At 73.6% G+C, this 23,295-nt stretch carries 19 protein-coding genes and 1 pseudogene; 10 read left to right on the top strand and 10 right to left on the bottom strand.

The window, feature by feature from the left end; translation table 11 throughout:
* Window positions 1–130: 130 nt before the first annotated feature.
* Window positions 131–271: pseudogene (locus AB0M76_RS33205) on the top strand (FAD-dependent monooxygenase); the annotation flags it as partial.
* Window positions 272–301: 30 nt separating this feature from the next.
* Here the strand turns inward: AB0M76_RS33205 and AB0M76_RS33200 are convergent.
* Window positions 302–778, bottom strand: a complete 477-nt coding sequence (locus AB0M76_RS33200) for a VOC family protein (RefSeq protein WP_365956466.1) — start codon at window positions 776–778, stop codon at window positions 302–304.
* Between the two features lie 176 nt (window positions 779–954).
* Here AB0M76_RS33200 and AB0M76_RS33195 point away from each other — a divergent pair, with 176 nt between their 5' ends.
* Genes AB0M76_RS33195 through AB0M76_RS33185 form a run of 3 tightly spaced genes read left to right on the top strand, consistent with a single transcriptional unit; the run spans window position 955 to window position 3,746 of the window.
* On the top strand, window positions 955–1,497 hold the full coding sequence (locus AB0M76_RS33195; protein ID WP_365956465.1) for a hypothetical protein: 543 nt from the start codon (window positions 955–957) through the stop codon (window positions 1,495–1,497).
* Between the two features lie 44 nt (window positions 1,498–1,541).
* On the top strand, window positions 1,542–3,164 hold the full coding sequence (gene lnt / locus AB0M76_RS33190) for an apolipoprotein N-acyltransferase (protein ID WP_365956464.1): 1,623 nt from the start codon (window positions 1,542–1,544) through the stop codon (window positions 3,162–3,164).
* Window positions 3,165–3,200: 36 nt separating this feature from the next.
* The gene (locus AB0M76_RS33185; RefSeq protein ID WP_365956463.1) at window positions 3,201–3,746 is read left to right on the top strand and encodes an NUDIX domain-containing protein; all 546 of its coding nucleotides are present in this window, start codon (window positions 3,201–3,203) and stop codon (window positions 3,744–3,746) included.
* Here AB0M76_RS33185 and AB0M76_RS33180 read toward each other — a convergent pair.
* A complete protein-coding gene (locus AB0M76_RS33180; protein ID WP_365956462.1) occupies window positions 3,716–4,480 on the bottom strand; it encodes a trypsin-like serine protease in 765 nt (254 codons plus the stop codon). The two genes, AB0M76_RS33185 and AB0M76_RS33180, sit on opposite strands and share 31 nt — an antisense overlap.
* 152 nt (window positions 4,481–4,632) lie before the next feature.
* Here AB0M76_RS33180 and AB0M76_RS33175 point away from each other — a divergent pair, with 152 nt between their 5' ends.
* Window positions 4,633–5,457 (top strand): alpha/beta hydrolase, encoded by an 825-nt coding sequence (locus AB0M76_RS33175; protein ID WP_365956461.1) that lies wholly within the window; start codon window positions 4,633–4,635, stop codon window positions 5,455–5,457.
* Between the two features lie 33 nt (window positions 5,458–5,490).
* On the opposite strand, the gene AB0M76_RS33170 is transcribed toward AB0M76_RS33175, so the two are convergent.
* Window positions 5,491–6,993, bottom strand: a complete 1,503-nt coding sequence (locus tag AB0M76_RS33170; RefSeq protein ID WP_365956460.1) for a hypothetical protein — start codon at window positions 6,991–6,993, stop codon at window positions 5,491–5,493.
* 160 nt (window positions 6,994–7,153) lie between these two features.
* Between AB0M76_RS33170 and AB0M76_RS33165 the strand changes: the two genes are divergently transcribed.
* Window positions 7,154–8,443, top strand: a complete 1,290-nt coding sequence (locus AB0M76_RS33165; protein WP_365956459.1) for a bifunctional GNAT family N-acetyltransferase/ATP-binding protein — start codon at window positions 7,154–7,156, stop codon at window positions 8,441–8,443.
* A 291-nt stretch (window positions 8,444–8,734) separates the two neighbouring features.
* Here AB0M76_RS33165 and AB0M76_RS33160 read toward each other — a convergent pair whose 3' ends face one another.
* The 5 genes from AB0M76_RS33160 to AB0M76_RS33140 form a co-directional block, all read right to left on the bottom strand.
* Window positions 8,735–9,319 carry a hypothetical protein gene (locus tag AB0M76_RS33160; RefSeq protein WP_365956458.1) on the bottom strand — a complete coding sequence of 195 codons (585 nt, stop codon included), beginning with the start codon at window positions 9,317–9,319 and terminating at the stop codon, window positions 8,735–8,737.
* Window positions 9,316–10,911 (bottom strand): serine/threonine-protein kinase, encoded by a 1,596-nt coding sequence (locus tag AB0M76_RS33155; protein ID WP_365956457.1) that lies wholly within the window; start codon window positions 10,909–10,911, stop codon window positions 9,316–9,318. The genes AB0M76_RS33160 and AB0M76_RS33155 overlap by 4 nt, the downstream gene beginning before the upstream one ends.
* A 144-nt stretch (window positions 10,912–11,055) precedes the next feature.
* Window positions 11,056–12,312: a Tm-1-like ATP-binding domain-containing protein gene (locus tag AB0M76_RS33150; RefSeq protein WP_365956456.1), complete on the bottom strand. Its 1,257-nt coding sequence runs from the start codon at window positions 12,310–12,312 to the stop codon at window positions 11,056–11,058.
* 48 nt (window positions 12,313–12,360) lie between these two features.
* Window positions 12,361–12,849, bottom strand: coding sequence for an NUDIX domain-containing protein (locus tag AB0M76_RS33145; protein WP_365956455.1), 489 nt, complete (start codon window positions 12,847–12,849; stop codon window positions 12,361–12,363).
* Between the two features lie 93 nt (window positions 12,850–12,942).
* Window positions 12,943–13,977 (bottom strand): cation diffusion facilitator family transporter, encoded by a 1,035-nt coding sequence (locus AB0M76_RS33140; protein ID WP_365956454.1) that lies wholly within the window; start codon window positions 13,975–13,977, stop codon window positions 12,943–12,945.
* A gap of 151 nt (window positions 13,978–14,128) precedes the next feature.
* Between AB0M76_RS33140 and AB0M76_RS33135 the strand changes: the two genes are divergently transcribed.
* Together AB0M76_RS33135 and AB0M76_RS33130 are read left to right on the top strand one after the other, a co-directional pair.
* A complete protein-coding gene (locus AB0M76_RS33135; protein WP_365956453.1) occupies window positions 14,129–16,489 on the top strand; it encodes an FHA domain-containing protein in 2,361 nt (786 codons plus the stop codon).
* Window positions 16,490–16,495: 6 nt separating this feature from the next.
* Entirely contained in the window at window positions 16,496–17,191 is a 696-nt protein-coding gene (locus AB0M76_RS33130; RefSeq protein ID WP_365956452.1) for a hypothetical protein, read from the top strand.
* Window positions 17,192–17,257: 66 nt separating this feature from the next.
* Here AB0M76_RS33130 and AB0M76_RS33125 read toward each other — a convergent pair whose 3' ends face one another.
* Window positions 17,258–18,547: a streptophobe family protein gene (locus AB0M76_RS33125; protein WP_365956451.1), complete on the bottom strand. Its 1,290-nt coding sequence runs from the start codon at window positions 18,545–18,547 to the stop codon at window positions 17,258–17,260.
* Between the two features lie 191 nt (window positions 18,548–18,738).
* Between AB0M76_RS33125 and AB0M76_RS33120 the strand changes: the two genes are divergently transcribed.
* Window positions 18,739–20,199 carry a DUF6777 domain-containing protein gene (locus AB0M76_RS33120; protein WP_365956450.1) on the top strand — a complete coding sequence of 487 codons (1,461 nt, stop codon included), beginning with the start codon at window positions 18,739–18,741 and terminating at the stop codon, window positions 20,197–20,199.
* A 42-nt stretch (window positions 20,200–20,241) separates the two neighbouring features.
* Window positions 20,242–22,308 carry a SpoIIE family protein phosphatase gene (locus AB0M76_RS33115; protein WP_365956449.1) on the top strand — a complete coding sequence of 689 codons (2,067 nt, stop codon included), beginning with the start codon at window positions 20,242–20,244 and terminating at the stop codon, window positions 22,306–22,308.
* Between the two features lie 46 nt (window positions 22,309–22,354).
* Here AB0M76_RS33115 and AB0M76_RS33110 read toward each other — a convergent pair whose 3' ends face one another.
* Entirely contained in the window at window positions 22,355–23,260 is a 906-nt protein-coding gene (locus tag AB0M76_RS33110) for a DUF4328 domain-containing protein (protein ID WP_365956448.1), read from the bottom strand.
* Window positions 23,261–23,295: the final 35 nt, after the last annotated feature.

Here is a 23,295-nt window from a genome sequence, read left to right as displayed (position 1 = left end):
CACGGGCCCAGGTAAGCGTCACAACTCACCCAACCCGTGCGGCCCTTCTCATGTCACGGCCTCACCAGCACCGGAACAATTCATCCCCGGGTCGTTAGCCCGCGCGGTCGCCGCCCACGGGCGGGTGGCCCTGCCCGCCGCCCTGCGCGCGTACGACGGCGAGCGGCGCCGCAGCGCCCAGCGCGTCGCCTTCGGCTCGCGGAACCTGCACCGCTCCATGACGGCCCGGCGCCCCGCCCTGCGCGACGCGCTCCTCGGCCTGCTGCCCGGCGCAAGCCCCGGGGGCTCGGGGGTCCTCGGGCTACGCGCCCGCGAGCCGCCGTTCCAGCTCCTCCCAGGACACGTCCTCCAGGTGGGTGAGGAACACCCACAGATGCCCGAAGGGGTCGCGGAGGATGGCGGTCCGGTCGCCGTGGAACTGGTCCGCCGGCGGCTGGACCAGCTCCGCGCCCTCGGCCACCGCCGTCCGTACGAGCGCGTCCACGTCCGGTACGTACACGTGCAGGGCGACCGAGGTGCCGCCCAGCTCCGAGGGCGCAGTGAACGGGCCCTCGGAGGTGTCGCCGAGCATCAGAACGGCCCCGCCGATCCGTATCTCGGCGTGCATCACCCCGCCCTCGGGGTGGTCGAGCCGGAAGTCCTCGACGGCGCCGAAGGCCCGCCCGTAGAAGGAGAGTGCGGCGGCCGCGTCGGACACCATGACGTGGGCGACGACCGCCGTGCGGTAGCGCTCCGGAACGATCTGTACGGCGTGCTGTGCTGCCTCGTGAGTGGTCATGCGGACGACCGTAGGACCTCAAGTTTGCTTGAGGTCAATGCCGGGCAGACGTGATCCGACGTGGTCCGACGTGGTCCGACGTGGTCCGACGTGGTCCGACGTGGTCCGACGTGACCACACGAGATCGCACGAGGTCCGACGCGCCCGCGCCGTGTGGGCGAGGGGCGGTGGCGTACATGCGGAACGTGAGTACGCTGCTACACATGACGGGTCACCCCCCAGGTCCGCTGTGGACGGGCCGAGCCTCCAACCGCGTGCAGTGGCTGCTCGCCGCCGCCGGCGCGGCCTGTCTCGCACTCGGCATCCAGCTCGCCGTCGACTCGTCCTGGACCGCCGGCATCGTCCCGCTGCTGATGTCCGTCATCGGCTGCCTCGCCGTCGGGCTGCTGATCCTCTACGGCACCCTCGCCTTCGTGCACGTCGCCGTCACCGTCGACGCCGAGGCGCTGGAGGTCCGCTGCGGCCACATCGGGGTGCCGCGCCGGAAGATCAAGCTCGCCGAGGTGGCCTCGGCCGAATTCCTCCCCCGGATCACCCCCCAGCAGTGGGGCGGCTGGGGCTACCGCTGGCGCCCCGAGAAGGGCACCGCGGTCATCGTCCGGCGCGGCGAGGGGGTGGAGCTGCGGCTCGGCGACGGGAAGGTGTTCACCGTCACCGTCGACGACGCCGAGAACGCGGTCCGGGTCATCCGCGCCCACCTGCGCGCCCTCGCCCGCTGAGTCGCTCTCCCGCCCCCGGCGCGTGGGGACGTACACTCCGCCAAATGAGCAGCAGCATCACCCGAGACCCCGGCTCCACCGCCGAAGCGGAAGCCCGAGCGGAAGCCGGAACCGCCGGAACCGAAGCCGCCGCATCCCCCTGGAAGGGATGGGCGGCCTCCTGGCCGGTGCGCGCCGTGCTCGCCGCCGCCTCCGGTGTGCTGCTCTACCTGAGCTTCCCGCCCCGCCCGCTGTGGTGGCTGGCCCCCGTCGCCCTCGCCGTGCTCGGCGGCTGCCTCCACGGCCGCCGCGCCCGCGCCGGCTTCGGCCTCGGCCTCCTGCACGGCCTGGGCTTCCTGCTGCCGCTGCTCGTCTGGACCAGCGAGGGCGTCGGCCCGGTCCCGTGGCTCGCCCTCGTCACCCTCGAAGCCCTCCTGATCGGCCTCACCGGCCTCGGGATCGCCCTCGTCAGCCGGCTCCCCGCCTGGCCTCTGTGGGGCGCGGCCGTCTGGATCGCGGGCGAGGCGCTGCGCGCCCGGGCCCCGTTCGGCGGCTTCCCCTGGGGCAAGCTCGCCTTCGGCCAGGCCGACGGCTTCTTCCTGCCGCTCGCCGCCCTCGGCGGGACCCCGCTGCTCTCCTTCGCCGTCGTGCTCTGCGGATTCGGGCTGTACGAGGCCCTGCGCATCGCCCGCAGCCACCCCCACCGCGCCACTGCGGCCCTCGCGGTCCTCACCGTCGCCGCCCCGATCGGCGCGGCCCTCGCCGCCCGCCCGCTGGTGTCCGACGCCGCCGAGGACGGCACCGCCGTGGCCGCCGTCGTCCAGGGCAACGTGCCGCGCGCCGGGTTCGACTTCAACGCCCAGCGCCGCCAGGTCCTCGACAACCACGCCAACCGGACGCTGCAGCTCGCCGCGGACGTCAAGGCCGACCGGGTCCCGAAGCCCGACTTCGTGGTCTGGCCGGAGAACTCCTCCGACATCGACCCGTACACGCAGCCCGATGCGTACGGCGTCATCGACAAGGCGGTCAAGGCCATCGGCGTGCCGGTCGCGATCGGCTCCGTACTGGCCCCGGAGACCGGCCCGCTGCGCAACACGATGATCCTCTGGGACCCGGTCAAGGGGCCCGTCGACACCTACGACAAGCGCAAGATCCAGCCCTTCGGCGAGCGCATCCCGATGCGGTCCTTCGTCCGGCTCTTCAGCTCGGACGTGGACCGGGTGCGCCGCGACTTCGGCCCCGGCAAGGAACCGGGCGTCTTCGACATGGCGGGCAGCGGGGTCGGCATGGTCACCTGCTTCGAGGCCGCCTTCGACGACGCCGTGCGCTCCACCGTCCAGGACGGTGCACAGGTGATCGCCGTACCGAGCAACAACGCCACGTTCGGCCGGTCGCAGATGACCTACCAGCAGCTCGCGATGGACCGGGTCCGCGCGGTCGAGCACAGCCGGACCGTGCTCGTCCCCGTCACCAGCGGTGTCAGCGCCGTCATCCGCCCCGACGGGGAGATCGTCCGGCAGACCGAGATGTTCACCGCGGACGCGCTGGTCGCCGAGATCCCGCTGCGCTCCACGCAGACCCCGGCCACCCGCTTCGGCCCGCTGCCCGAGTACGTGCTGCTCCTGGTCGCCGCCGGCGGCCTCGGCTGGACTCTCGTGCGCCGGATCAGGGCCCGCCGGGCAGCCTGACGCGGGTCATCGGGCGCGGCCTCGTAGGGTCGGGGGATGACCACACCTGAGTTCATCCGCGAGATCCGCGCCTCCGCCGGGAACCAGCTGCTCCTGCTGCCCGGGGTCACGGCCATCGTCTTCGACGACCGGGGGCGCGTGCTGCTCGGCCGGCGCTCCGACACCGGCCGGTGGGCCGTGGTCGGCGGGATCGCGGAGCCGGGGGAGCAGCCCGCGGAGACGGCGGTGCGCGAGGTGTACGAGGAGACGGCGGTGCACTGCGTCCCGGAGCGGGTGGTGCTGGTCCAGATGCTCGAGCCGATCACCTACCCGAACGGCGACGTCTGCCAGTTCCAGGACATCACCTTCCGCTGCCGGGCCACCGGCGGCGAGGCCCGGGCCAACGACAACGAGTCGCTGGAGGTGGCCTGGTTCGAACCGGACGCCCTGCCCCCGCTGGAACACTTCGCACTGGACCGCATCCACCGCGCCATACGCCACGAGCCGACCTGGTTCGCGCCCCCGGTCGGGATCCAGGAGGAACACCGCCTGCCTGACGGCCCGGTGGGCGGTCAGCCGGCGGAGACGGCTGCTTCGCGGTAGAGCTCCAGGGCCTGGTCGTCCATCACCGCGCTGTACGAGACCTCCGGGACCGTGCCGCCGCCCTCGTAGCCGCCGAGGACACCGGCCAGGGCGCCGTTCGCCAGCCAGGGGCTGCCGCTCGTGCCGCCGCTGAGGTCGGGGCAGTCGATGCGGCGCTGGGTCTGCGAGAACAGGCTCGTGGTGTTGGCGCAGCGCAGCGGGGCCTCCTCGGTGGCGGGGTAGCCGAGGATGGTCACCGTCACGTCGTCCGGCTGCCCGGTGGCCACCGGGAAGCCGCCCACCGCGTCCTCGATGCGCCCGGCGCCGCCGTCCGCCGCGGCGACCGTCGCGAAGGCGATGTCCTCGTCCGGGTCCCGCCCGTCCGTCCAGTCCGGGGCGACGTGCACGCCGGTCAGCTTCCACACCCCGTACGGGGCCTTGCCGTCGCGGTAGCCCGGCGCGAACACCGTGGTGTCCGGGTTGTCCAGGCAGTGCGCGGCGGTGGTGATCACGTTGCGGTCGTCGCTGTGCACCACGGCGGCGGTGCAGAAGTGTCCGCCGTCGAGGGTGCCCGCGAAAAGGGCGCCCACCCGGTCCGCCGCCTGGTCGGACCCGGCCTCGGCGGTGACCCCGAGCGGCGGCACCGCCGCGGCGTCGGGCAGGTCCACGCTCACCAGGGCGGCCATCGCGGCCAGCGCCAGCAGGATCCGGGACGCCCGCCGGGTGCGGGCGCGGTGGGCCGGTCGGGGAAGCATGCGCGGGATCATGCACCGAGCCTCCCCGCAGAAGCTATGCCCGGAGCCCGGTATTCCATATGAATGCGCTGTGAATCCGGGCTCCGCAGGCGGGGGCGCGTCGCACAGGCGAGACTGGCAGAGGCGCCAGGGGGGTCCAGGAGGTGTCCCGAATGACCGCACAGCGCCGAACGCCCGTGGTGTTCATCCACGGCCTCTGGCTGCATTCCACGAGCTGGGAGGGCTGGGCCGACACCTTCAGCGAAGCCGGGTACGAGCCCGTCCTGCCGGAGTGGCCCGGGGTCCCCGACACCGTCGCCGAGGCCCGCCGCCGGCCGGACGACCAGGCCGGGGTCGGACTCGTCGAGATCTCCGAGGCGCACGCGAAGGTGATCCGCTCCCTGCCCGTCCGCCCCGTCCTCGTGGGGCACTCGGTAGGCGGGTTCATCGCCCAGTACCTGCTCGGCCAGGGCCTCGCCGAGGCCGCCGTGGCCATCTGCCCCGGGCAGATCAAGGGCGTCAAGGTCATCGCCCCGGCCCAGGCCAAGTCGACGTTCTCCGTACTGCACAACCCCGGCAACACCCGGCGGGCCGTCTCGCTGAACCGCGAGCAGTTCCGCTACGGCTTCGCCAACGCCGTCTCCGAGGAGGAGGCCGAGGAGCTCTTCGAGCACTGGACCATCCCGAGCTCCGCCCGCCCGCTGTTCCAGCTGGCCCTCGGCAATTTCACGCCGCACTCACCGACCAAGGTCGACACGGAGAACGAGAGCCGCGGTCCGCTGCTCCTGCTGTCCGGCAGGCTCGACCACACCGTCCCGGACCTGCTGACCCGCTCCACCTACAAGCAGTACCGGCACTCCCACGCGACCACCGAGTACCAGTGCTTCGAGGACCGCGGCCACTCCCTGACCGTCGACCACGGCTGGCCGGACCTGGCCCAGGCCTCGCTCTCGTGGCTGGATTCCCACACCGCGGCGGCCCACCCCCACGCCGCCTGACCGCCATCGGCGTCCACCGGCCCCCGTACGCCGTCAGCGGCTCTCGTACACCGTCACGCGGCGGCCCCGGACCTGGAGGTCCTCCACCACGGTGAACCGTTCCTTCAGCACCGCCGCCTTCGCCGCGTCCCGTGCGGCCCCCGACGGCTTCGCCACCTTCGCCGCGTCCGTCACCAGCAGCACCCGCCGCTGCCCGAGCAGCGCCGCCCGGATCCGCGCCGGGTCCGCTTCCTCGCCCTTGAGGGTGGCCGAGGCCACCGGACTCCGCTCCAGGGCGACGTCCACCAGCCGCGCGAAGGCCCCAGGGGAGACCAGCGCCGTGTCCCGCCGGGCGGCCGGCACGAACAGCACCGCGTCCCCGGGCCGCCCCAGCCGGGCCACCTCGCCGGCCACCGCCAGCACGTCGTCGACCCGGCTGGCCGGAGCCCGCTTGCCCAGCTCCACCGGCAGCAGCGCCAGCACCGCGATCCCGACCACGCCCGGTACGAGCAGGCCCGCCGCCCTCGGGAACCGGGGCCGGGCGGCCCGTACGCAAGCCCCCAGCGCCGCACCGATCAGCAGGGCCAGACCCAGCATGCTGAACAGCACGTACCGGTCCAGGAAGAGCGGCTGGGCGAGGGAGATCCCGATCAGCCCCAGCTGCGGCACCGCCAGCAGCGGCAGCCCCACCGCGGCCGCCGACAGCCGGCCCGCGCGCGGGCGGTCCAGCCAGGCCCCGAGGCCGCCGACGGCCAGCAGGATCGCCGGGCCGATCATCATGTGCCAGGTCAGGGGCGGTATCCACGACACCTGGTCTGACTGGCTCCGGCTGAACAGCACCAGCGGCAGCGCCCCCGCTACGGCACACGCCCCGTACGCCGCCCAGCGCAGCCACACAGCGCGCCCGGCCCGCACCCACCACAGCGTCGCCGCATGCGCGGGCAGGATCAGCAGCGACAGCCAGTTCAGCAGCGCGCACACCAGCACCGTGACCCCGTACGCCGCCCAGCGCGGCCAGGCCCGCCGCCCGCGGCCGGGCCCCGGCGGCGCGGACAGCAGCGACACCAGCAGCAGGGTCGACAGCCCGGCACCGGCCGCGACCAGCGCGTACGGCCTGCCCTCCTGGAGGTAGAACTGCACGGCGGGCAGCAGCCCCAGCGCCAGCCCGCCGCCCAGTCCCGCCCAGAAACCGGCCAGCCGCTGCCCGATCAGGGCCACGCACGCCGCGGCGGCCGCCACCGCCAGCACCGACGGCAGCCGAAGGGTGGCCGTACTCGCCCCGAAGAGCTCGAAGAGCCCGTGCATGAGGAGGTAGTACAGGCCGTGCACGGCATCGACGTTGCCGAGCAGGTCCAGGATCTCGCCCGCCGACCGGCCGGCCACCTGCCAGGTCGCCGCTTCGTCCCGCCACACACTGTCCTGCCGGGAGAGCCCCCACAGCCCGAGCCCCACCGTCCACAGGACCGGGACCAGCCACACGATCGTCCGCCGTCCGGCAGCGGACCCGTCGGCAGAGCCATCGGCGGACCTGTCGGCGGCGGGTATGTCGGAAGTCATGAAACTGATCGGGTCCTCGATGCGCGGCTCGGGCGGAAACCACCAGTCTATGGACGACACGGACGGTTTCCGGACCGGCTGTTGTGCACCGCGGAGCGTGATCGCCGGGCCCGGCCGCCCCTAGCCTCGCCGCAGGAGCACGAACGAGGGGCGGTACCCGGTGAACTGGCTCATCCACGACTACCGCGAGAGCGATCTCGCCGCTGTGGTCCATCTGATCGACACCACGGCCGAACTCGGCCAGGAATCCGTCTTCTCGCTCGCCGAGTGCATCAGCGCCCTCACCGGCCGGCAGCCGTGCGTGGTCGCCGTCCACCAGGGCGTCCCGATCGGCGCGGCCCTCGCCTGCGTCACCGGCGAGCGGGCCTGGGTGATGCGGGTCGCGATCGCCGCGGGATGGCGCGGCCGGGGCCTGGCCAGCGCCCTGCTCGTCGAGCTGGAGCGGCGGCTGATCGCCGCCCGCGTCGGCCGGATCGCGTACGTCCTGCCCGAGGAGGACCTGCTCGGCGAGGGCCTGCTCAACGCCGGCTACACGCGCCAGCCCGCCGTGGCCTACTTCGAGAAGACCGAGCCGCTGCACGGACCGGCGGCCGGCCTCCTCGACGACCTCGGCGGCCGCTTCCTGCCGAACGACCTGTGGACCAAGGTCGCCGGCATGGAGCAGGAGAAGGACCTCATAGAGCGGCGCGTGGTGCTGCCGCTCGCCGAGCCCGAGCGGGCCGCCGCGCACGGCGTGCGGCCGCCGCGCGCCATCACCCTCTTCGGCCCGCCGGGCACCGGCAAGACCACCTTCGCCCGCGCCATCGCCTCCCGGCTCGGCTGGCCGTTCGTGGAACTGCTGCCGTCCCGCCTCGCCGACGAGGGCAATCTGGCCGCCGCGCTGCGCGACGCGTTCGCCCGGATCGCCGAGCTGGAGCGGGTCCTCGTCTTCATCGACGAGGTCGAGGAGATCGCGCCCGTACGCACCGAGCCCGCGCAGCCCGGCGGGATCCACGGGGTGACCAACGAACTGCTCAAGCTGATCCCCGGATTCCGGGAGGGTGACGAGCGGCTGCTGGTGTGCGCCACCAACTCCATCCGCTCCCTGGACCCGGCGTTCCTGCGGCCGGGGCGCTTCGACTACCTGATCCCGATCGGCACCCCGGACGCCGGGGCGCGTGCCGCGATCTGGTCCCGCTACACGGCGGGCCGGACGGATGTGGACGTGGCGGCCTTGGTGGCCACCAGCGAGCTGTTCACCCCGGCCGACATCGAGCACGCGGCGCGGATCGCGGCGCAGGTGTCCTTCGAGCGGGACCTGGAGGCGGTGGGCGCGCGCGGCGCGGCGGCGGCCCAGCCAGGCGCCTCCACGCAGGACTACCTGGCGGCGGTCGCGCAGTGCAGGCCGACGGTGACCCCTGCGATGACGGGCGAGTTCGAGGCGGACATCACCGCCCACGCCAGGTTCTGAAACGTTGAAACAAGGGGGTTCGGACCCGGCCTGCCACGGACAGGTCGGCAGGATGGCCCGCAGCCACTCCCCAAAGCGGCTGCGGGCCTCCCGCGCGGACTGGCATCCGTGCGGGACGGCCACGCTCCGGTAGGGGTGTTCGCCGGCTGGAACGTGACACACGCAGGGGTGCCGGAGGGCGTCCCTGAGCCCCTCGTCAACGCCTACGAGTCAACCAGCGGGCGGGGTGCGCGCGCTTCGGCCCGACGGCCACGGCCGCGACGGCCGCCTCGGCCGGAAGGACGGTGCCGTCTAGCCGTTGCAGCGGTACGTGAACTGCGTTGCCGCGGTGCGCTGCCCGGGCGAGACCAGCTGGAGCTTCGCCTCGGCCGCGTACGTGCCCCGGCCCTGGAAGGTCCACAGCAGGTGCAGCCGGGCCTCCTTCTTCCCGCGCGGCACCCGCTCGGTGAGCTGCTCCGACTGCGTGCCGTCGGAGCGGATCCACCGGTACGTCAGGGTCCCGGGCCGCCCGTTGGTCCGTACGACGGCCACCACGTCGGCGGCGGAATCGCAGCCGGGACCCTGCGGGTCGGCGGCGGCGACCGTCACGTCCCGCACCTCGATGGCCGGGCCGTACCGCTGCCAGGCCAGGTACGCGAGCACCGCGAGCAGGACGACGGCCGCCAGGGTGTACCGGCGCCACTCCCCGCGCCGGCGCGCCGGCACCGGCTCCGCGACCACGGGGAACGGCGCCGGCATGGCGGCCGTCACCCCAGGCCCGAACCGCAGGACCGACCCCTCGACCCGGTCGGGCACGGCCTCCTGCGGCTGCGGCGGCCCGCTGAACCAGTGGCTGCCGAGCACGGTGGCGCTGTAGTCGTCGTCGCTGTCGCTCATGAGATCGTGCACCGCCTGATGAAGACCTGGGAGGTCGAGGAGCCGTTGCCGGCGGCGGGCTTGGTGGTGGCCCGCACGCCCCAGTAGCAGCCCGTGCCGGAGAACGTGTGAGCCTGGACGAGCGGCGCGGCACCCGGCTGGTACGTGAGGGTGTCCGGTGCGCCGTCGGGCCTGCCCAGCTTTCCCTCGGCATCACCGGTGAACCATTCGAGCACCACCGTCACCGGCGCGCTGCCCGACGCCTTGACGGCCACGGTCGCCTGGCCGAGGGAGAGCCCCGTCTGGCGAACGGTGACGGACACCGCGCCGACGACCACCGTCGGCTTCGGTGAGGGCGGCGGGGTGGTGGGCGGTTCCGTCGTCGGCGCCGTGATCGTGGGCGTCACCGTCGGCGAGTAGCTCGGGCTCGGGGTGGGCGACGGCGACGCGGACGGGGACGGCGAGGGGGACGGGGACGGGGACGGCGAGGGAGAGGCGGACACGCTCGGGCCGGGAGCCGGTGCAGGGCCCGTACCGCCGGGGCTCGCGCTGGACGTCGCGAACGCGTTCAGCGCCGAGGCCCCGCCGGTCTCCCCGCCGACCGCGCTGTAGGTGAGCGCCGTCAGTACGCCCAGGACCAGCGCCGCGCCGCCCGCGATCAGGCCACGCCGGCCCGGGGCCCAACGCGAGGGGCTCGCGATCGTGGTCGTCGCCACCGCCGTGGTCCCCGCGGCGGGGGCGCCCGCCGAAGGGAACAGCAGCGGCAGCAGCGCGGCCAGCGCCGCGAGCTTGCGCTGCCCGCGCTCCTCCCAGTCCGGCCCGTACGCGGCGAGCGCCACGCCCTCCAGCTCCGCCACGAACGCCTCGGCGTTCTCCGGCCGCTGCTCCGGGGCCTTGGCCAGACCCCGCCGGATCAGCGGGCGTACCGGCTCGGGGGCCTCGGTCTCCGGGACCGGCGCCTCTATGTGCTGGACGGCGAGCTCCGCGAAGTTCTCCCCGGCGAACGGCTTGCGGCCGGTCAGGCACTCGAAGAACGTCGCCGTCGCCGCGTACACGTCGGCCGCGGGCGAGGCCGGCCGGCCCTGCCACTGCTCGGGGGCCATGTACGCCGGGGTACCGGCCACCCCGGGCGTCGTACCGCGGCGTGCGGCGATGCCGAAGTCCACCAGCTTCGAGGAGCCGTCGGGGGCGACCAGTACGTTCTCGGGCTTGTAGTCGCGGTGGACGACACCCGCCCGGTGCGCCGCGGCCAGGCCCAGCAGAGAGCCCTTCAGCACCACCAGAGCGGCCTCGGGATCGGCCTGCCCGGCCTGCTTCAGCAGCGCGCGCAGGGAGATCCCGTCGACCAGCTCCATCACGATGGCGGCGCCGTCGGGCGCCTCCACGTACTCGTACAACCGCACCACGTACGGCGTGTCCAGTCCGCCGAGCAGCCGGGCCTCGGCCCGGAACTCCCCGACGAACGCCGGGTCCTCGCGCAGCCGGTCGCTGAGGTACTTCACCGCGACCGGCGTGCCCGTGGCCTCGTGGACGGCGAGGACCACGCGGCCGCTGCCACCCGAGCCGAGCTCCCGGACCTGCGCATAGCCGGGCACCGTCCACACGTTCTTCATCGTCTGCCCCCGTCCGTGGCGTCACCGAGCCCCAGGCCCGGTCGCACGCCGACCGGCCACACCCAGGGACACGGTTTCCGCCACGGCCGGTTCCCAACCCTGCCGGGCATCTCGCACGGCGGTCGGTCGGCGGTCAGACGACGGTCACGCCGCGGCCCGTGCCGCGCCGATCATGGCGTGCAGCCGGTCGGCCGCCGCCCTCCCGAAGTCCGGGTCGTTGATGTGGGTGTCGTAGTCGTAGAGTCGGGCGGAGCTGCCGCGCAGCCCCTCGCGCAGCGCCGAGAACAGGGCCCGGTCCGCGTCGGGGTCATGGTAGGTGCCCCCCGGCGCGCCGAGCGTGGACAGTCCGCGGAGTGGGACGCAGACGGCCGTGGGGCCGGTCGCCGCGCGGAGTTTGGCGGCGACCCGGCGGCCGAGCTCCGCGCACTCGGCGGGGGTCGTACGTATTACCGTGATGGACGGGTTGTGTACGTGGACCCGCCGGTAGCGGGCCCGTTCGGGCAGGGTCTCCAGCGGCCCGAACTTCACCATGTCCAGCGCCCCCAGGCTCACCACCTGCGGAATCCCGGCCCGCCCGGCCGCGCTGAGCCGGTCGGGGCCGGCGGTGAGGATGCCGCCGCACAGGTCGTCGGCCAGCTCGCTGAGCGTCAGGTCGAGCACGCCCGCGAAGATGCCCTGCCCGGCCAGGGTCTCCAGGGTGCGGCCGCCGGTGCCGCTGACGTGGAAGACCAGCACCTCGTAGCCGAGTTCGGTCAGGTGCTCGCGGGCGGCGTCCACCCCGATGGTGGTGACGCCCGCCATGCTCGCCGCGATCAGCGGCCGGGAGCCGGCGCCCAGCCGGACCGGGCGGTGCAGCTCACGCGAGGCCCGTTCGAAGGCCTTGGCCATCCCCGCGGCCGCCTCGACCGCGTTCGCCAGGACCGGCGCGGAGATGCTGTTGATCCCCGCGATGTCCACCACGCTGTACATCATCGCGATGTCCGAGGATCCGACGTACGGGGCCACGTCCCCGGACGCCATGGACGAGACCATCAGCTTCGGCACGCCCAGCGGCAGCGCGCGCATCGCCCGGGTGGCGATGGAGGTGCCGCCGCTGCCGCCGATGGCGAGCACCGCGTGCAGCCGGCCCTCGGCGTGCAGGCGTAACAGCGTCGCCTCGGCGCCTCTGGCCATCGTGCTCACGGCCGCACCCCGGTCGGCGGCCGCGCGTAGTTCCGGCAGTTCCGTTCCCGCTGCCCGGGCCACCGCTTCGCGCGGTACGTCCGCGGGCACCCGGGGCTCGCCCATGATGCCTGTGTCGACCATGATCACTTCGACGCCGGTGCGCAGCAGCCTCTCGCGCAGCCAGCCGTACTCGACACCCTTGGTGTCCAGGGTTCCCACCAGCACGACGTTCGTCATATGTGCAATGTCCATGCACGTGGGGTTTGTTGGCAAGTCAAGGTCAGGTCAACCCTTCAGGAGCACCAACAGCCTCCCCAAGAAGGGAATTTGAGAGGGGGTCAGCTTACTTTCGGCCACGGGTGGAGTGAACCAGGCCACCCGGTCCAACTCGGGGAACTCCTGCGTCCGGCCCGAGTGCGGGGGCCACTCCATCGTGAATGTCCCCGGCACCATCAGCGCCGGATCGAGGTCGGCCCTGACGGCCCAGATCGTCACCAGCTTGCCGCCCGGGATCCGCACCTCGCCCAGCGGAAGGTACGGGCCCTCCGGCGGCGGCAGGCCGATCTCCTCGGTGAACTCCCGGCGGGCCGCGTCGAGCGGGGTCTCGTCCGCCTCGTACTCGCCCTTGGGGATGGCCCACGACCCGTCGTCCTTGTGCTCCCAGAAGGGGCCGCCCATATGGCCGAGGAGTACTTCGACGGCGCCCTGAGCCGAGGTGGCGGGCTCGGCGGCCGTACGGAACAGGAGCAGTCCGGCGCTGCGCTTCTGCGTCATGCGTGCATGTATGCCCCGTGGGCGGGAGGGTCAGCGCGGCCACCGGCGATCGGCCGCCGGCGCGGCCGTGGACCAGCCGTCAGCCGTCAGCCGTCAGTGGTCGTGCGGGCCCTGCCGGTGCACCGGGCCGTGGGCGTCCGCGCAGTGCGGGTCGGCCGGGTCCTCGCCCGGGCGGCCGACGCTGAGCAGCGCTTCCTGTACGTGGTCCACCTGGAGGGTGGTGTGCGTGATCCCGTACTCCTTCTCCAGCAGCCGCTCCAGGTCGCGGCGTACGGCGTGGCAGTCGCCGGCCGGTTCGACGAGCACGTGCGCCGAGAGGGCCGCCTGCCCGGAGGTGATCGTCCAGATGTGCAGGTCGTGCACCTCGGTGACGGGCGGGTGCCCGGCCAGCTGGTCGCCCACCGCGTCCGGGTCCATGTGCGCCGGCGCGGCCTCCAGGAAGATCCGGCCGGACTCGCGGACCAGCCCGTAGCCCGCCTTGACCATCAGCACCACGACCACGAGCGTGGCGATCGCGTCGGCCTGGACGAATCCCGTGGTGAGCACGATCAGACCGGCGACGGCGGTGCCGATGAAGGCGAACAGGTCGTTCAGGATGTGCTGGTAGGCGCCCTCGACGGCGAGCGAGGAGCGGTTCGCCCTGGAGATGCACCATGCGGCCGCCACGTTCACGACGATGCCCGCGAGCGCCGTCACGAGGACCAGCCCGCCCGCCACCTCCGGCGGGTCCATCAGCCGCCGGACCGCCTCGTACGCCAGCCAGGCCGCGAGCAGGAGCAGGGTGAGCCCGTTGGCCTGGGCGGAGAGTATCTCCGCGCGTTTGAGGCCGTACGTGAATCCGCCGCGCGCAGGGCGGGCCGCGAGCCGCATCGCGATCAGCGCGAGGACGATGGAGACGGCGTCGGTGAGCATATGGGCGGCGTCGGAGATCAGGGCCAGGGACTGGGCCACGATGCCGATGACCACCTCGACCGCCATGAACGCGCCGATCAGGCCGAGCGCGATGGCCAGCCAGCGCCGGTCGGCGTCAGCGGAGACCCCGTGGCTGTGGCCGCCGTGACCGTGACCGCCCTGGTCGTGGCCGGCGGCGTGGCCGTGGTCGTCGTGTGCGTGGTCGTGCCCACTCATGGCGTCCCCCGTGTGTTCGGTTCCGACGGGTGAAGTGAAGCGCACCGTGACGCAATGGGCAAAGGCTGCAACGGGGACCGTTGTCATTACCCATAAGAGGCCGCTGACCTGCGGTTATGCTGGACCGGTCGGATCGTGGGAAAATCTGCTCATGGTCCAGCGCCCCGGTGTGCCGACCGCGCCCGAGCTCGTCCTGGAAACCGACACGGGCTCCACCGCGATGAGCCCGGGCCGGACGTACCACGTCGGCCGGGACCCCCTGTGCGAAATCTGCCTCGACGACGCCCGCGTCTCCTGGCACCACGCGATCCTGCGCCCCGACGGCGACCACTGGACCGTGGAGGACGAGCACAGCACCAACGGAACCTGGGTCGACGGCCACCGTGTCCACGAGTGGAGCATCGGCGTCGGCAGCGAGCTGCGCTTCGGCAACGCCTCCGACGGCCCGCGCGCCCGGTGCCTCGGCACGGTCCCGAACGGCGGGCCCGCCGTCTCCAGGCCGTCCTCGGTGTCCACTCCGTCCCTGACCGGCACCTTCCGCCGCCCCACCACCGTGCGCCCGCTCCCCACCCGGACCGCCGTGCGCATCGGCCGCGCCCCCGACAGCGACCTCGTCATCGACGACCTCGTCGTCTCCCGCCGGCACGCCGAACTGCACGCCCTCGCCGACGGCACGTACGAGATCACCGACCTCGGCAGCCACAACGGCACCTTCCTCAACGGGGCCCGCATCGAACGCGCCCCCGTCGCCGAGGGCGACATCGTCGGCATCGGCCACACCGCGCTCTGCCTCGTCGGCGACCAGCTCCAGGAGTACCTCGACACCGGAGAGGTCTCCCTCGACGTCCAGGACCTCGCCGTCACCGTCGACCGCGGCCGCAAGACCCTCCTCGACCACGTCTCCTTCCCCGTCGGCGCCAAATGCCTGCTCGCCGTCGTCGGCCCCAGCGGCGCCGGCAAGTCCACCCTCCTCGGCGCCCTCACCGGACTGCGCCCAGCCGACCACGGCAGCGTCCTGTACGACGGACGCGACCTCTACCGCGACTACGCCGAACTGCGCAGCCGCATCGGCCTCGTCCCCCAGGACGACATCCTGCACGCGCAGCTCACCGTCCGCCGCGCCCTCGCCTACGCCGCCGAACTGCGCTTCCCGCAGGACACCGCCCGGGCCGAACGCCAGGCCCGGGTCGACGAGGTGATCGGCGAACTCGGCCTCGGGCAGCGCGCCGACCAGCCCATCCACAGCCTCTCCGGCGGTCAGCGCAAACGCGTCTCCGTCGCCCTGGAACTGCTGACCAAGCCCTCCCTGCTCTTCCTGGACGAGCCCACCTCCGGCCTCGACCCCGGCATGGACCGCTCCGTGATGCACATGCTGCGCAGCCTCGCCGACGACGGGCGCACCGTCATCGTCGTCACCCACAGCGTGCTCAGCCTCGACGTCTGCGACCGGCTGCTGGTCCTCGCCCCGGGCGGGCGCATCGCCTGGTTCGGGCCGCCCGAGGAGACCCTCGGCTTCTTCGGGTTCGCCGAATGGCCAGAGGCCTTCGAAGCCTTCGAGAACCAGCAGGGCCGGGACTGGGAGGGGGAGTACCGCACCTCCCCGCAGCACCGCACCTACGTACAGAACGCCGCGCGGCAGCCCCGGCTCGACGAGGACCGGTCCGGGGCGGCCGGCTTCGTCGCCCCGCCGCCCAAGGCCCAGAGCTGGGGCTCCCAGCTCTCCACACTGGTCCGCCGCTACGCCGCCGCGCTCGGCGCCGACCGCACCTTCCTCGTCATCATGATCGCCCTGCCGTTCGTCATGGGCGCCATGACCCGGGCCCTGGCCGGCAGCTCCCTCACCAAGGAGACGGCGATCAACGCCCTGCTCATCCTGTGCGTCGGCGGCGTGCTGACGGGCGCCGCCAACGGCGTACGGGAACTGGTCAAGGAGCGAGTCATCTACCAGCGCGAACGCGCCGTCGGCCTGTCCAGATCCGCGTACCTGATGTCCAAGGTGGTGGTGCTCGGCGCCATCACCGTGGCCCAGGCCGTGGTGATGACGCTCGTCGGCCTCTACGGAGTGAAGACCAACGCCCCCGGCGGCAAAGGGGTCTTCTTCACGCCCCTCGCCGAAATCACCCTCGCCGTCGCCCTGCTGTCCTTCACCGCGATGATGCTCGGCCTGCTGGTCTCCGCCCTGGTCCGGAAGGAGGAGGTCACCATGCCGCTGCTGGTCCTCCTCGCCATCGTCCAGGTGGTCTTCTGCGGAGCCCTGTTGCAGCTGAACGGCGTGCCGGTGATCGCGCAGCTGGCCTGGCTGGTGCCGTCCCGGTGGGCGCTCGGCGCCATGGCCGGCACCATCGACCTCGGCGCGATCGTCCCCGGGAAACTGACCGACGACCCGCTCTTCGCGCACAGCGCCGGGGTGTGGCTGCTCGATCTCGGGATGCTCGTGGGCCTGTCCGTACTGTTCGGAGTGCTGGTCCTGCGGCTGCTGCGCCGCCACGAGCCCGCGATCATGCGAAAGTAGGCGTCGATGGCCAACCTGACCGGGCCCTTCGACTTCCAGCCCACGCACGTGGTCCCCCGCGAGGGGCTGCCCGCCTGGGAAGAGCCCGACGTCTCCCGGCCCACCGTGCCCCTGGACCCCTTCCTGCCCGTGCAACTCCTGTCCCGGCGCGGGGAATGGGGGGAGATCCTGTGCGCCAACGGGTGGTCCGCCTGGGTGGACGGACGGCTCCTGGTCGCCGTGCCCGAGCCGCCGCCGACCGGTGGCCGGCCGATCGCGCACGCCGAGGAGGACCCGCTGCCGCTGCTCGCACACGGCGCCGAGACCCTGCAGCGCTACCGGCAGGCCGCCGAGGAACTCGCCGCCGGGCGCACGGACACCGAGGGCTTCCGGCGGGCGACCCAGGGGCTGCGGATCGGGATCGTGGTCGACGACGAGGCCGTCTGGCTGTACGAAGAGGCCAGCGGGCGCTGGATGTACGGCGACGGCACCCGCCTCACGACGTACGCGGTCGGCACGGGGCCGGGGGACTCGGCCGAGCCGGAGCCGCCGGCCGCGGAGACGGAACGCAAGGAATCGCCCGGCCCAAGGGTGGACACGGCAACGGCAGGCGGGCGGGCCCGCGGTGCAGCGGGGCGCGAACCCGGCCGGGAACCAGGACGGGGGCCCGCAGGCGAAGGGCGCGAACCGACGCAGGTCGTGTCACCGCCGGAGGGCGCGTGAGCCGGGGCCGTACGAGCGATCGGCAGGCGGCGGGACGGGGCGAACGTTGCCTGACGCGGCACCGGCTCAGCGGGCGATGGTCTCGGGCGGCTTCTCGACGAGACCGCGGCGGTGCACCGGACGGGCCAGCAGGGCCCCGAGGAAGCCCGCGAGCGCGCCCCAGACCAGGGCGAGGCCCACGTTGCGCCACAGCTCGGGGCGCAGCTCCGTCTTCGCGTCGAGCATGCCGACGTTGCCGATGCCGAGCAGGGACAGCCCGAACCGGGCCTCGAAGGCGGTCAGCAGGCACACCGTCAGGGTGGTGAGGGCGAGAGCCACGCCCAGGTGGAGCGCGTGCTGCCAGGCGCGGACGTGCGCGGGGGAGCGTACGGCCGCCAGGAAGCCCGTGCCGAGCAGCAGCACGGCGGCCACGGCCACCAGCCACCAGGCCCGGGAGTCCTGCTGCGCGAGTGAGCCCACGTCGACCGTGGACAGGTCCGGCCCGCGCATCACCTGGTCCAGCAACTGCGGCATCGGCAGCCCGAACAGCCCCTCGACACGGCCCTCCCAGGCCCCGCCGAGGCCCAGGGTGAGCGCGAGCCAGGCGAGGTTCGGCAAGCCGAGCAGGATCACGGCGAACGTCCGGCCCGCGTGGCCCTGCGTGACGGCCACGACCACGCCGACGCCGAGGCCGATGACGACGTACGCGAGGAGCAGCGCCACGGTGGCGAAGGCGGCGGGCCGCACCGCCGCGTGGAAGCGGACCAGCCGGGCCGGGAGCGGCGCCCGGCGCGAGATCAGCAGGGCGATGAGCAACAGGCCGAGGATCCACAGCAGTCCGAAGAAGAGGGTCGCGGGCAGGGCGGCCCTGAAGCCGACCGTCGGGGCGGAGTCGAGGAGTTCGCCGAGGTCGGCGACGAGGGAGTCGCCCGTGGAGATGCCGAAGGTCTGGCGGGCGAGGAACGCGGTGCCGGTGAGGGCGAGCAGCCACAGCAAGACCAACGGGACGGCGCGGGCCGCGAGTTCGCCCGGCCGGGTCACCGCACGGTTGTGCAGGGGGCGCAGGAAGAGCGCGCCGGCCGTGAGGGCCCCGGCGAGACTCACCGAGAGTGGCAGTACGGACAGGCTCGCATGGGCGTCGGCCAGGAAGCCGGCCGCGCCGGTCACCTCGACCGATCCGCCGGCCGCCAGTACGACGACCGCCGCGACCACCCGAGGGAACGCCCCGCCGGGCAGGTCGGTCGCCCCCGCGCAGGCCAGTCCCGCCGCGGCGACGGCGGCCATCACCGCGAAGCCCGCCACGACGGCGACGAGGGCGTCCCGCCATGCCCTCGCGGAGCCCCCGGGTGGCGAAGTGGGTGCTGACGGACTGCTCACGCTGCCACCGTAGGCACGCTCGGCTTGCGGCCACCACCCGAGCGGCGCAGACAATGGTCCGCAGGAGTGCAGGAAGTCCCGGCATCTCCGTGTCCGAGTCATCTCCGTGTCCGCGTGGCGCCTCCGTGTCCGAGTCCGAGTCACGGAGGGGCCACAGGGGCCGGAACTCCTCCGCCCGGGAAGAAGGGCACGTGACGACGCAACCCTCCGGCCGGGAGCCGCAGCAGCCGACGCAGTCCATACACCCGCCGGCCGAGCGCCCCGCAGGTCCCCCTTCCGGCCCCCTCTCGGGCGGGCGGGAGGGGCCGCCGCCACCCCCGCCGCCGGCACCGCCCGGAGGCACGCCACCGGGGCCACCGCCCGGCGGTCCCTGGTGGCGGTCCGGGCCCCGGCTGGCCACCGCGCTCGTCGCGGTGGTCGCTGCGGTGGCCCTCGCCGTGGTCCTGACCCGGCCCAGCGGCACCTCCACCGCCGGCGGCGAGGTGTTCCTGCAGCCCGCCGCCGTGGCCGGCCCGGACCCGTTCACGGAGTCCACCGCCGCGAAGGAGGCCACTCCACCGCCGCAGACCGCTACACCGCCCGTGCCACAGAGCGCGGCACCCACCACCGGCGCCATCGTCACGCGCAGCGTCAGCGGCGCGGCGCCGGGCCTGTACGGCGGTACGAAGGCAACGGCCAGCTGCGACGTCGAGAAGCAGATCCAGGTGCTGACCGCCCAGCCCGCCAAGAACAGCGCCTTCGCCTCGGCGCTCGGCATCCAGCCGGCGACCGTACCCGGCTACCTGCGCTCGCTCACCCCGGTTCAGCTGGGCATGGACACCCGCGTCACCAACCACGGTTACCGCGACGGCAAGGCCACCGGCTACCAGGCGGTGCTGCAGGCCGGGACGGCAGTGCTGGTCGATGCCCGCGGGGTGCCGCGGGTGCGGTGCGCGTGCGGCAACCCGCTCGGGTCCCCGGTGGCGCTGAAGGGCAACCCGAAGCGGTCCGGTGAGCCGTGGAGCTCGTACCAGCCCAAGAACGTGGTCGCCGTCGCGCCGTCGGTGGCCGTCGTCCAGAAGTTCGTCATCTACGACCGCCACGACCGGCACTGGTTCGAGCGTGGCCGCGGCGACCACCAGGCCAAGCACGACAAGCCGGTGCCGCCGCCCGTGATTCCGAAGCCGCCGATCACGCCGGTGCCGCCGAGCCCGTCGGTCACGAAGGCCCCGCCGTCCGCGGCGCAATCGCCGACGAAGACCGCGCTGCCTTCCGGGCGCCCTTCCGGGTTCCCGTCCAAGCCCGAGTCCACGGCGCCCTCCAAGCCCGCGTCCAAGGCACCGCTCAAGCCCGAATCGCCGATGCCGACCCCGACGCCGCCGGAGTCCAAGGCGCCGCCCGGGTCCGTCACGCCGTCCGTCTCGCAGCCCGCGTCGGCGCCCGCGTCCTCGAAGCCGCCGGTGACCGCGTCCGCGTCCGTCTCCTCCGCGCCGGCGCCCCCGCCGAGCTTGGCGGAACCACCGTCTCCGGCGCCGCCGTCCTCGGTGGCGCCGGAGCTGAGGCCGAGGACGAACGAGCCCGGGGCTGACACGGACGCGACGACCCGGGCCGGCACCCCGACCCAGCCTCCCGCGACGGAGCGGCGCGGAGCCGACGGCGACGCCGGGACCTGACGCGGGCGGGCATACGTGCGGGAACGGTGAGACCCTGGCTGCATGGCCGAAAGGGGAGCGAGCCCCGAGGTCGACTGGCCCGCGCAGCCGGACATGAGCCTCGCGCTCAACCGCATGGGCACTTTCGACTGGGACCTCGACAGTGGGCAGATGCATCTGGATCCCACCGCCCTCGAGGTCCTCGACCTGCGCCCGGAGGAGTTCAAAGGCACCCCCGAGGGGCTGCGGTCGCGGGTGTCACCCGGCGAGGAGGTCCGGCTCGACGCCCGGGTGGCGCAGGCGCTCAAGGACGGCCGGAGCCACTACGGGGCGTACGTCCGCACCCGGCGCCGCGACGGCACCCCGGCCTGGACCCACATCCAGGGCCACATCCTGCGCGAGGCGAACGGCCGCCCGTACCGGATCATCGGGATCCTGCGCGACGCCGCCCACGACCCCGGCGAGCCAGGCGCCGGCGGGGAGCAGGCGGAGGGGCGGCGCCGGATGACCGGCGTCGTCGAGCGGACCAGCGCCATCCTGGCCCATGCCCGCACCGTCAACGACGTGACCGACGTCCTGAAGGACCCCGAGGCCCTCGGCCACCTCGGCGCGGTCAGCGTGATGCTCGGCGTCGTGGACGGCGGCCGCATCCATCTTGTCGCGGAGGGGCAGCTCGCCTCGTACGTCCCGGAGATCGAGTACACCCGCATCGACGCGCAGTTCCCGATGAGCGAGGCCGTACGGAACCTGCAGCCGGTGTTCCTCGCCTCGCGCGAGGAGTTCCAGCAGCGCTACCCGGACCTCTGGCCGTACATCGAGCCGCTGGCCGTACACAGCGGCGTCTACCTGCCGCTGATCGCCCAGGGCCGGGCCATCGGCGCGCTCGGGCTGCTGTACAAGCGGGACGGCGATTTCACCGCCGAGGAGCGGAACCTGCTCGTCGCGCTCGGCAGCGGCATCGCGCAGAGCCTCCAGCGCGCCATCCTCTTCGAACAGGAGCACGACCTCGCGGAGGGCCTGCAGCGGGCCATGCTGCCGCGCCGGATCCCGGAGGTGCCGGGAGCGCGGATCGCCGTACGGTACCGGGCCGCCCGGATGGGGCGGGAAATCGGCGGCGACTGGTACGACGTGATCCCGCTCGGCGAGGGCCGGGTCGGGGTGATGATCGGCGACGTGGAAGGGCACGACACGGACGCGGCGGCCGTCATGGGCCAGCTGCGGATCGTCCTGCGGGCCTACGTCGCCGAGGGGCACACGCCCGGCACGGCCATGGCCCGGGCCTCGACCTTCCTGCGGGAGCTCGAGACGGAACGATTCGCCACCTGTACCTACGCCGAGGTGGACCTGAACACCGGCATGCTCCAGATGGTCCGCGCCGGCCACCTCGACCCGGTGGTGCGGCGCGGCAACGGCAGCTGCCACCGGATCCAGGTGGCCGGCGGACTCCCGCTCGGGCTGCCGCCGCGCGAGCAGTCCGGAACCGGCTCCGGCTATCCCGTCACCAGCCTCGAACTGCACCCCGGCGACACCCTGGTGCTGTGCACCGACGGCCTGCTCGAACGGCAGGACGGCGACCCCGAGGCCGGCATTCGCGAGCTCATGGAAGCGGTCCACAGCGGCCCGGTCGACGTCGAGGAGCTCGCCGACGTGCTGTGCGACCTCGTCGGCGACGCGGGCGTCGGGGACGACATGGCCCTGCTCCTGCTGCGCCGCCGCGGCACCCCCACCCCGCGCGGCGGCGGCCCGCTGCGCCTGCGGCTCACCCCGGGCGACCCCGAGGGCCCGGCGATGGCCCGCCACCTGATCCGGGCGGCGGTGGCCGCCTGGGGCGCCGCGGAGCGGGCCGACGAGATCGAACTGGCGGCGGACGAGCTGATGACCAACGCCCTGGTACACACCGACGGCGGCGGCCACGTCAACGTACGGCTGGCTGCGGACGGCCGGATCCGGATCGAGGTCGAGGACTCCAGCAGCGCCCTGCCGCACCGGCGCGAGGCGGGCGACTGGGCGGTGTCCGGGCGCGGCCTGCTGCTCGTGGACCAGCTCGCGGAGGAATGGGGCGTGGAGCCCCGGGGTGGCGGGAAGAGCGTGTGGTGCGAGTTCGCCGTCCCGGGGCACGCGGTGCCTTGAGAAACGCCCGGCGGGTTTCAGACCGGCGGGTTTCAGCCCGGCGGGCTCAGACGGCCGCGTGCGGGCCCTGCTGCGCCTTGGTGGTCTGCAGGGCCGTCAGCCTGCGGACGAAGACGATGGCGAGTACGGCGGCGCCGACCGTGAACAGGTCGGTGACGATCCCCACGGCGGACGCCGCGCGCAGCGCCTCCGGGGTCTCGGCCCGCTCGTACATCGTGCCGAAGACGCGGTCGAGCACCAGCGAGCCGACCCACAGCCCCCACCAGGCGTTGAGGGGCACGGCGGAGACCTCGCGGTAGGAGCCGTCGGGCCCGCGCTGGGTGCTGGCGGCCCAGATCTGCTTCGCGATGCGGAACGGCAGGAAGAGATTGCCGATCGGGATGAACCAGCTGCCGATGGCCCAGCCGCGGGTCTGCGAGAAGCCGTCGGGGGCGAAGATCTCGCCGTTCACGCGCACGCGGTGGAACCAGATGACGAAGACGACCGCCGTCGCCAGCAGCATCACGAACTGGAGTACGCCGGCGACGCCGGTCAGGAGGTCCCCCTGCTCGAGCGTGCTGTCACCGACCTTCGCCGGGTCCGCGATCAGGCTCTGCATGAGCGAGAAGACGTACCCGCTGATGCCCGCCGAGAACAGGTTGACCACGGCCGCGACCGACAGCAGCGCGGTGAGCGCGACCGCCAGGCCGCGCGGCGAGCGCAGCACGTCGGTGGTGGGGTGAGGCCCCGGGTACGGCAGGCCCGGGTACGGCCCGGCGGGGTACCCGGGCCGGGGCTGCCCGGGGAAGGGCCGGCCGGGGTAGGGCTGCGGGCCGGGGTACGGCTGGGCCGGGTAGGCCTGAGCCGGGTACGGCTGCGGCGGTGCCTGCTGCGGGTACGGCTGCGCGACGGGCTGCTGCTGCTCCTGCGACGGGGGCGGAGTCGGCGGGCCCGGCGGCTCGTTGAAGGACATGCGGTGTGTACCCCCCACGGGAACATGTGACGAAG

The sequence above is a fragment of the Streptomyces sp. NPDC051364 genome (genome assembly GCF_040682115.1).
In the GTDB taxonomy this organism is placed as follows: Bacteria; Actinomycetota; Actinomycetes; order Streptomycetales; family Streptomycetaceae; genus Streptomyces.
This window is presented reverse-complemented; position numbering and strand designations above follow the sequence as displayed.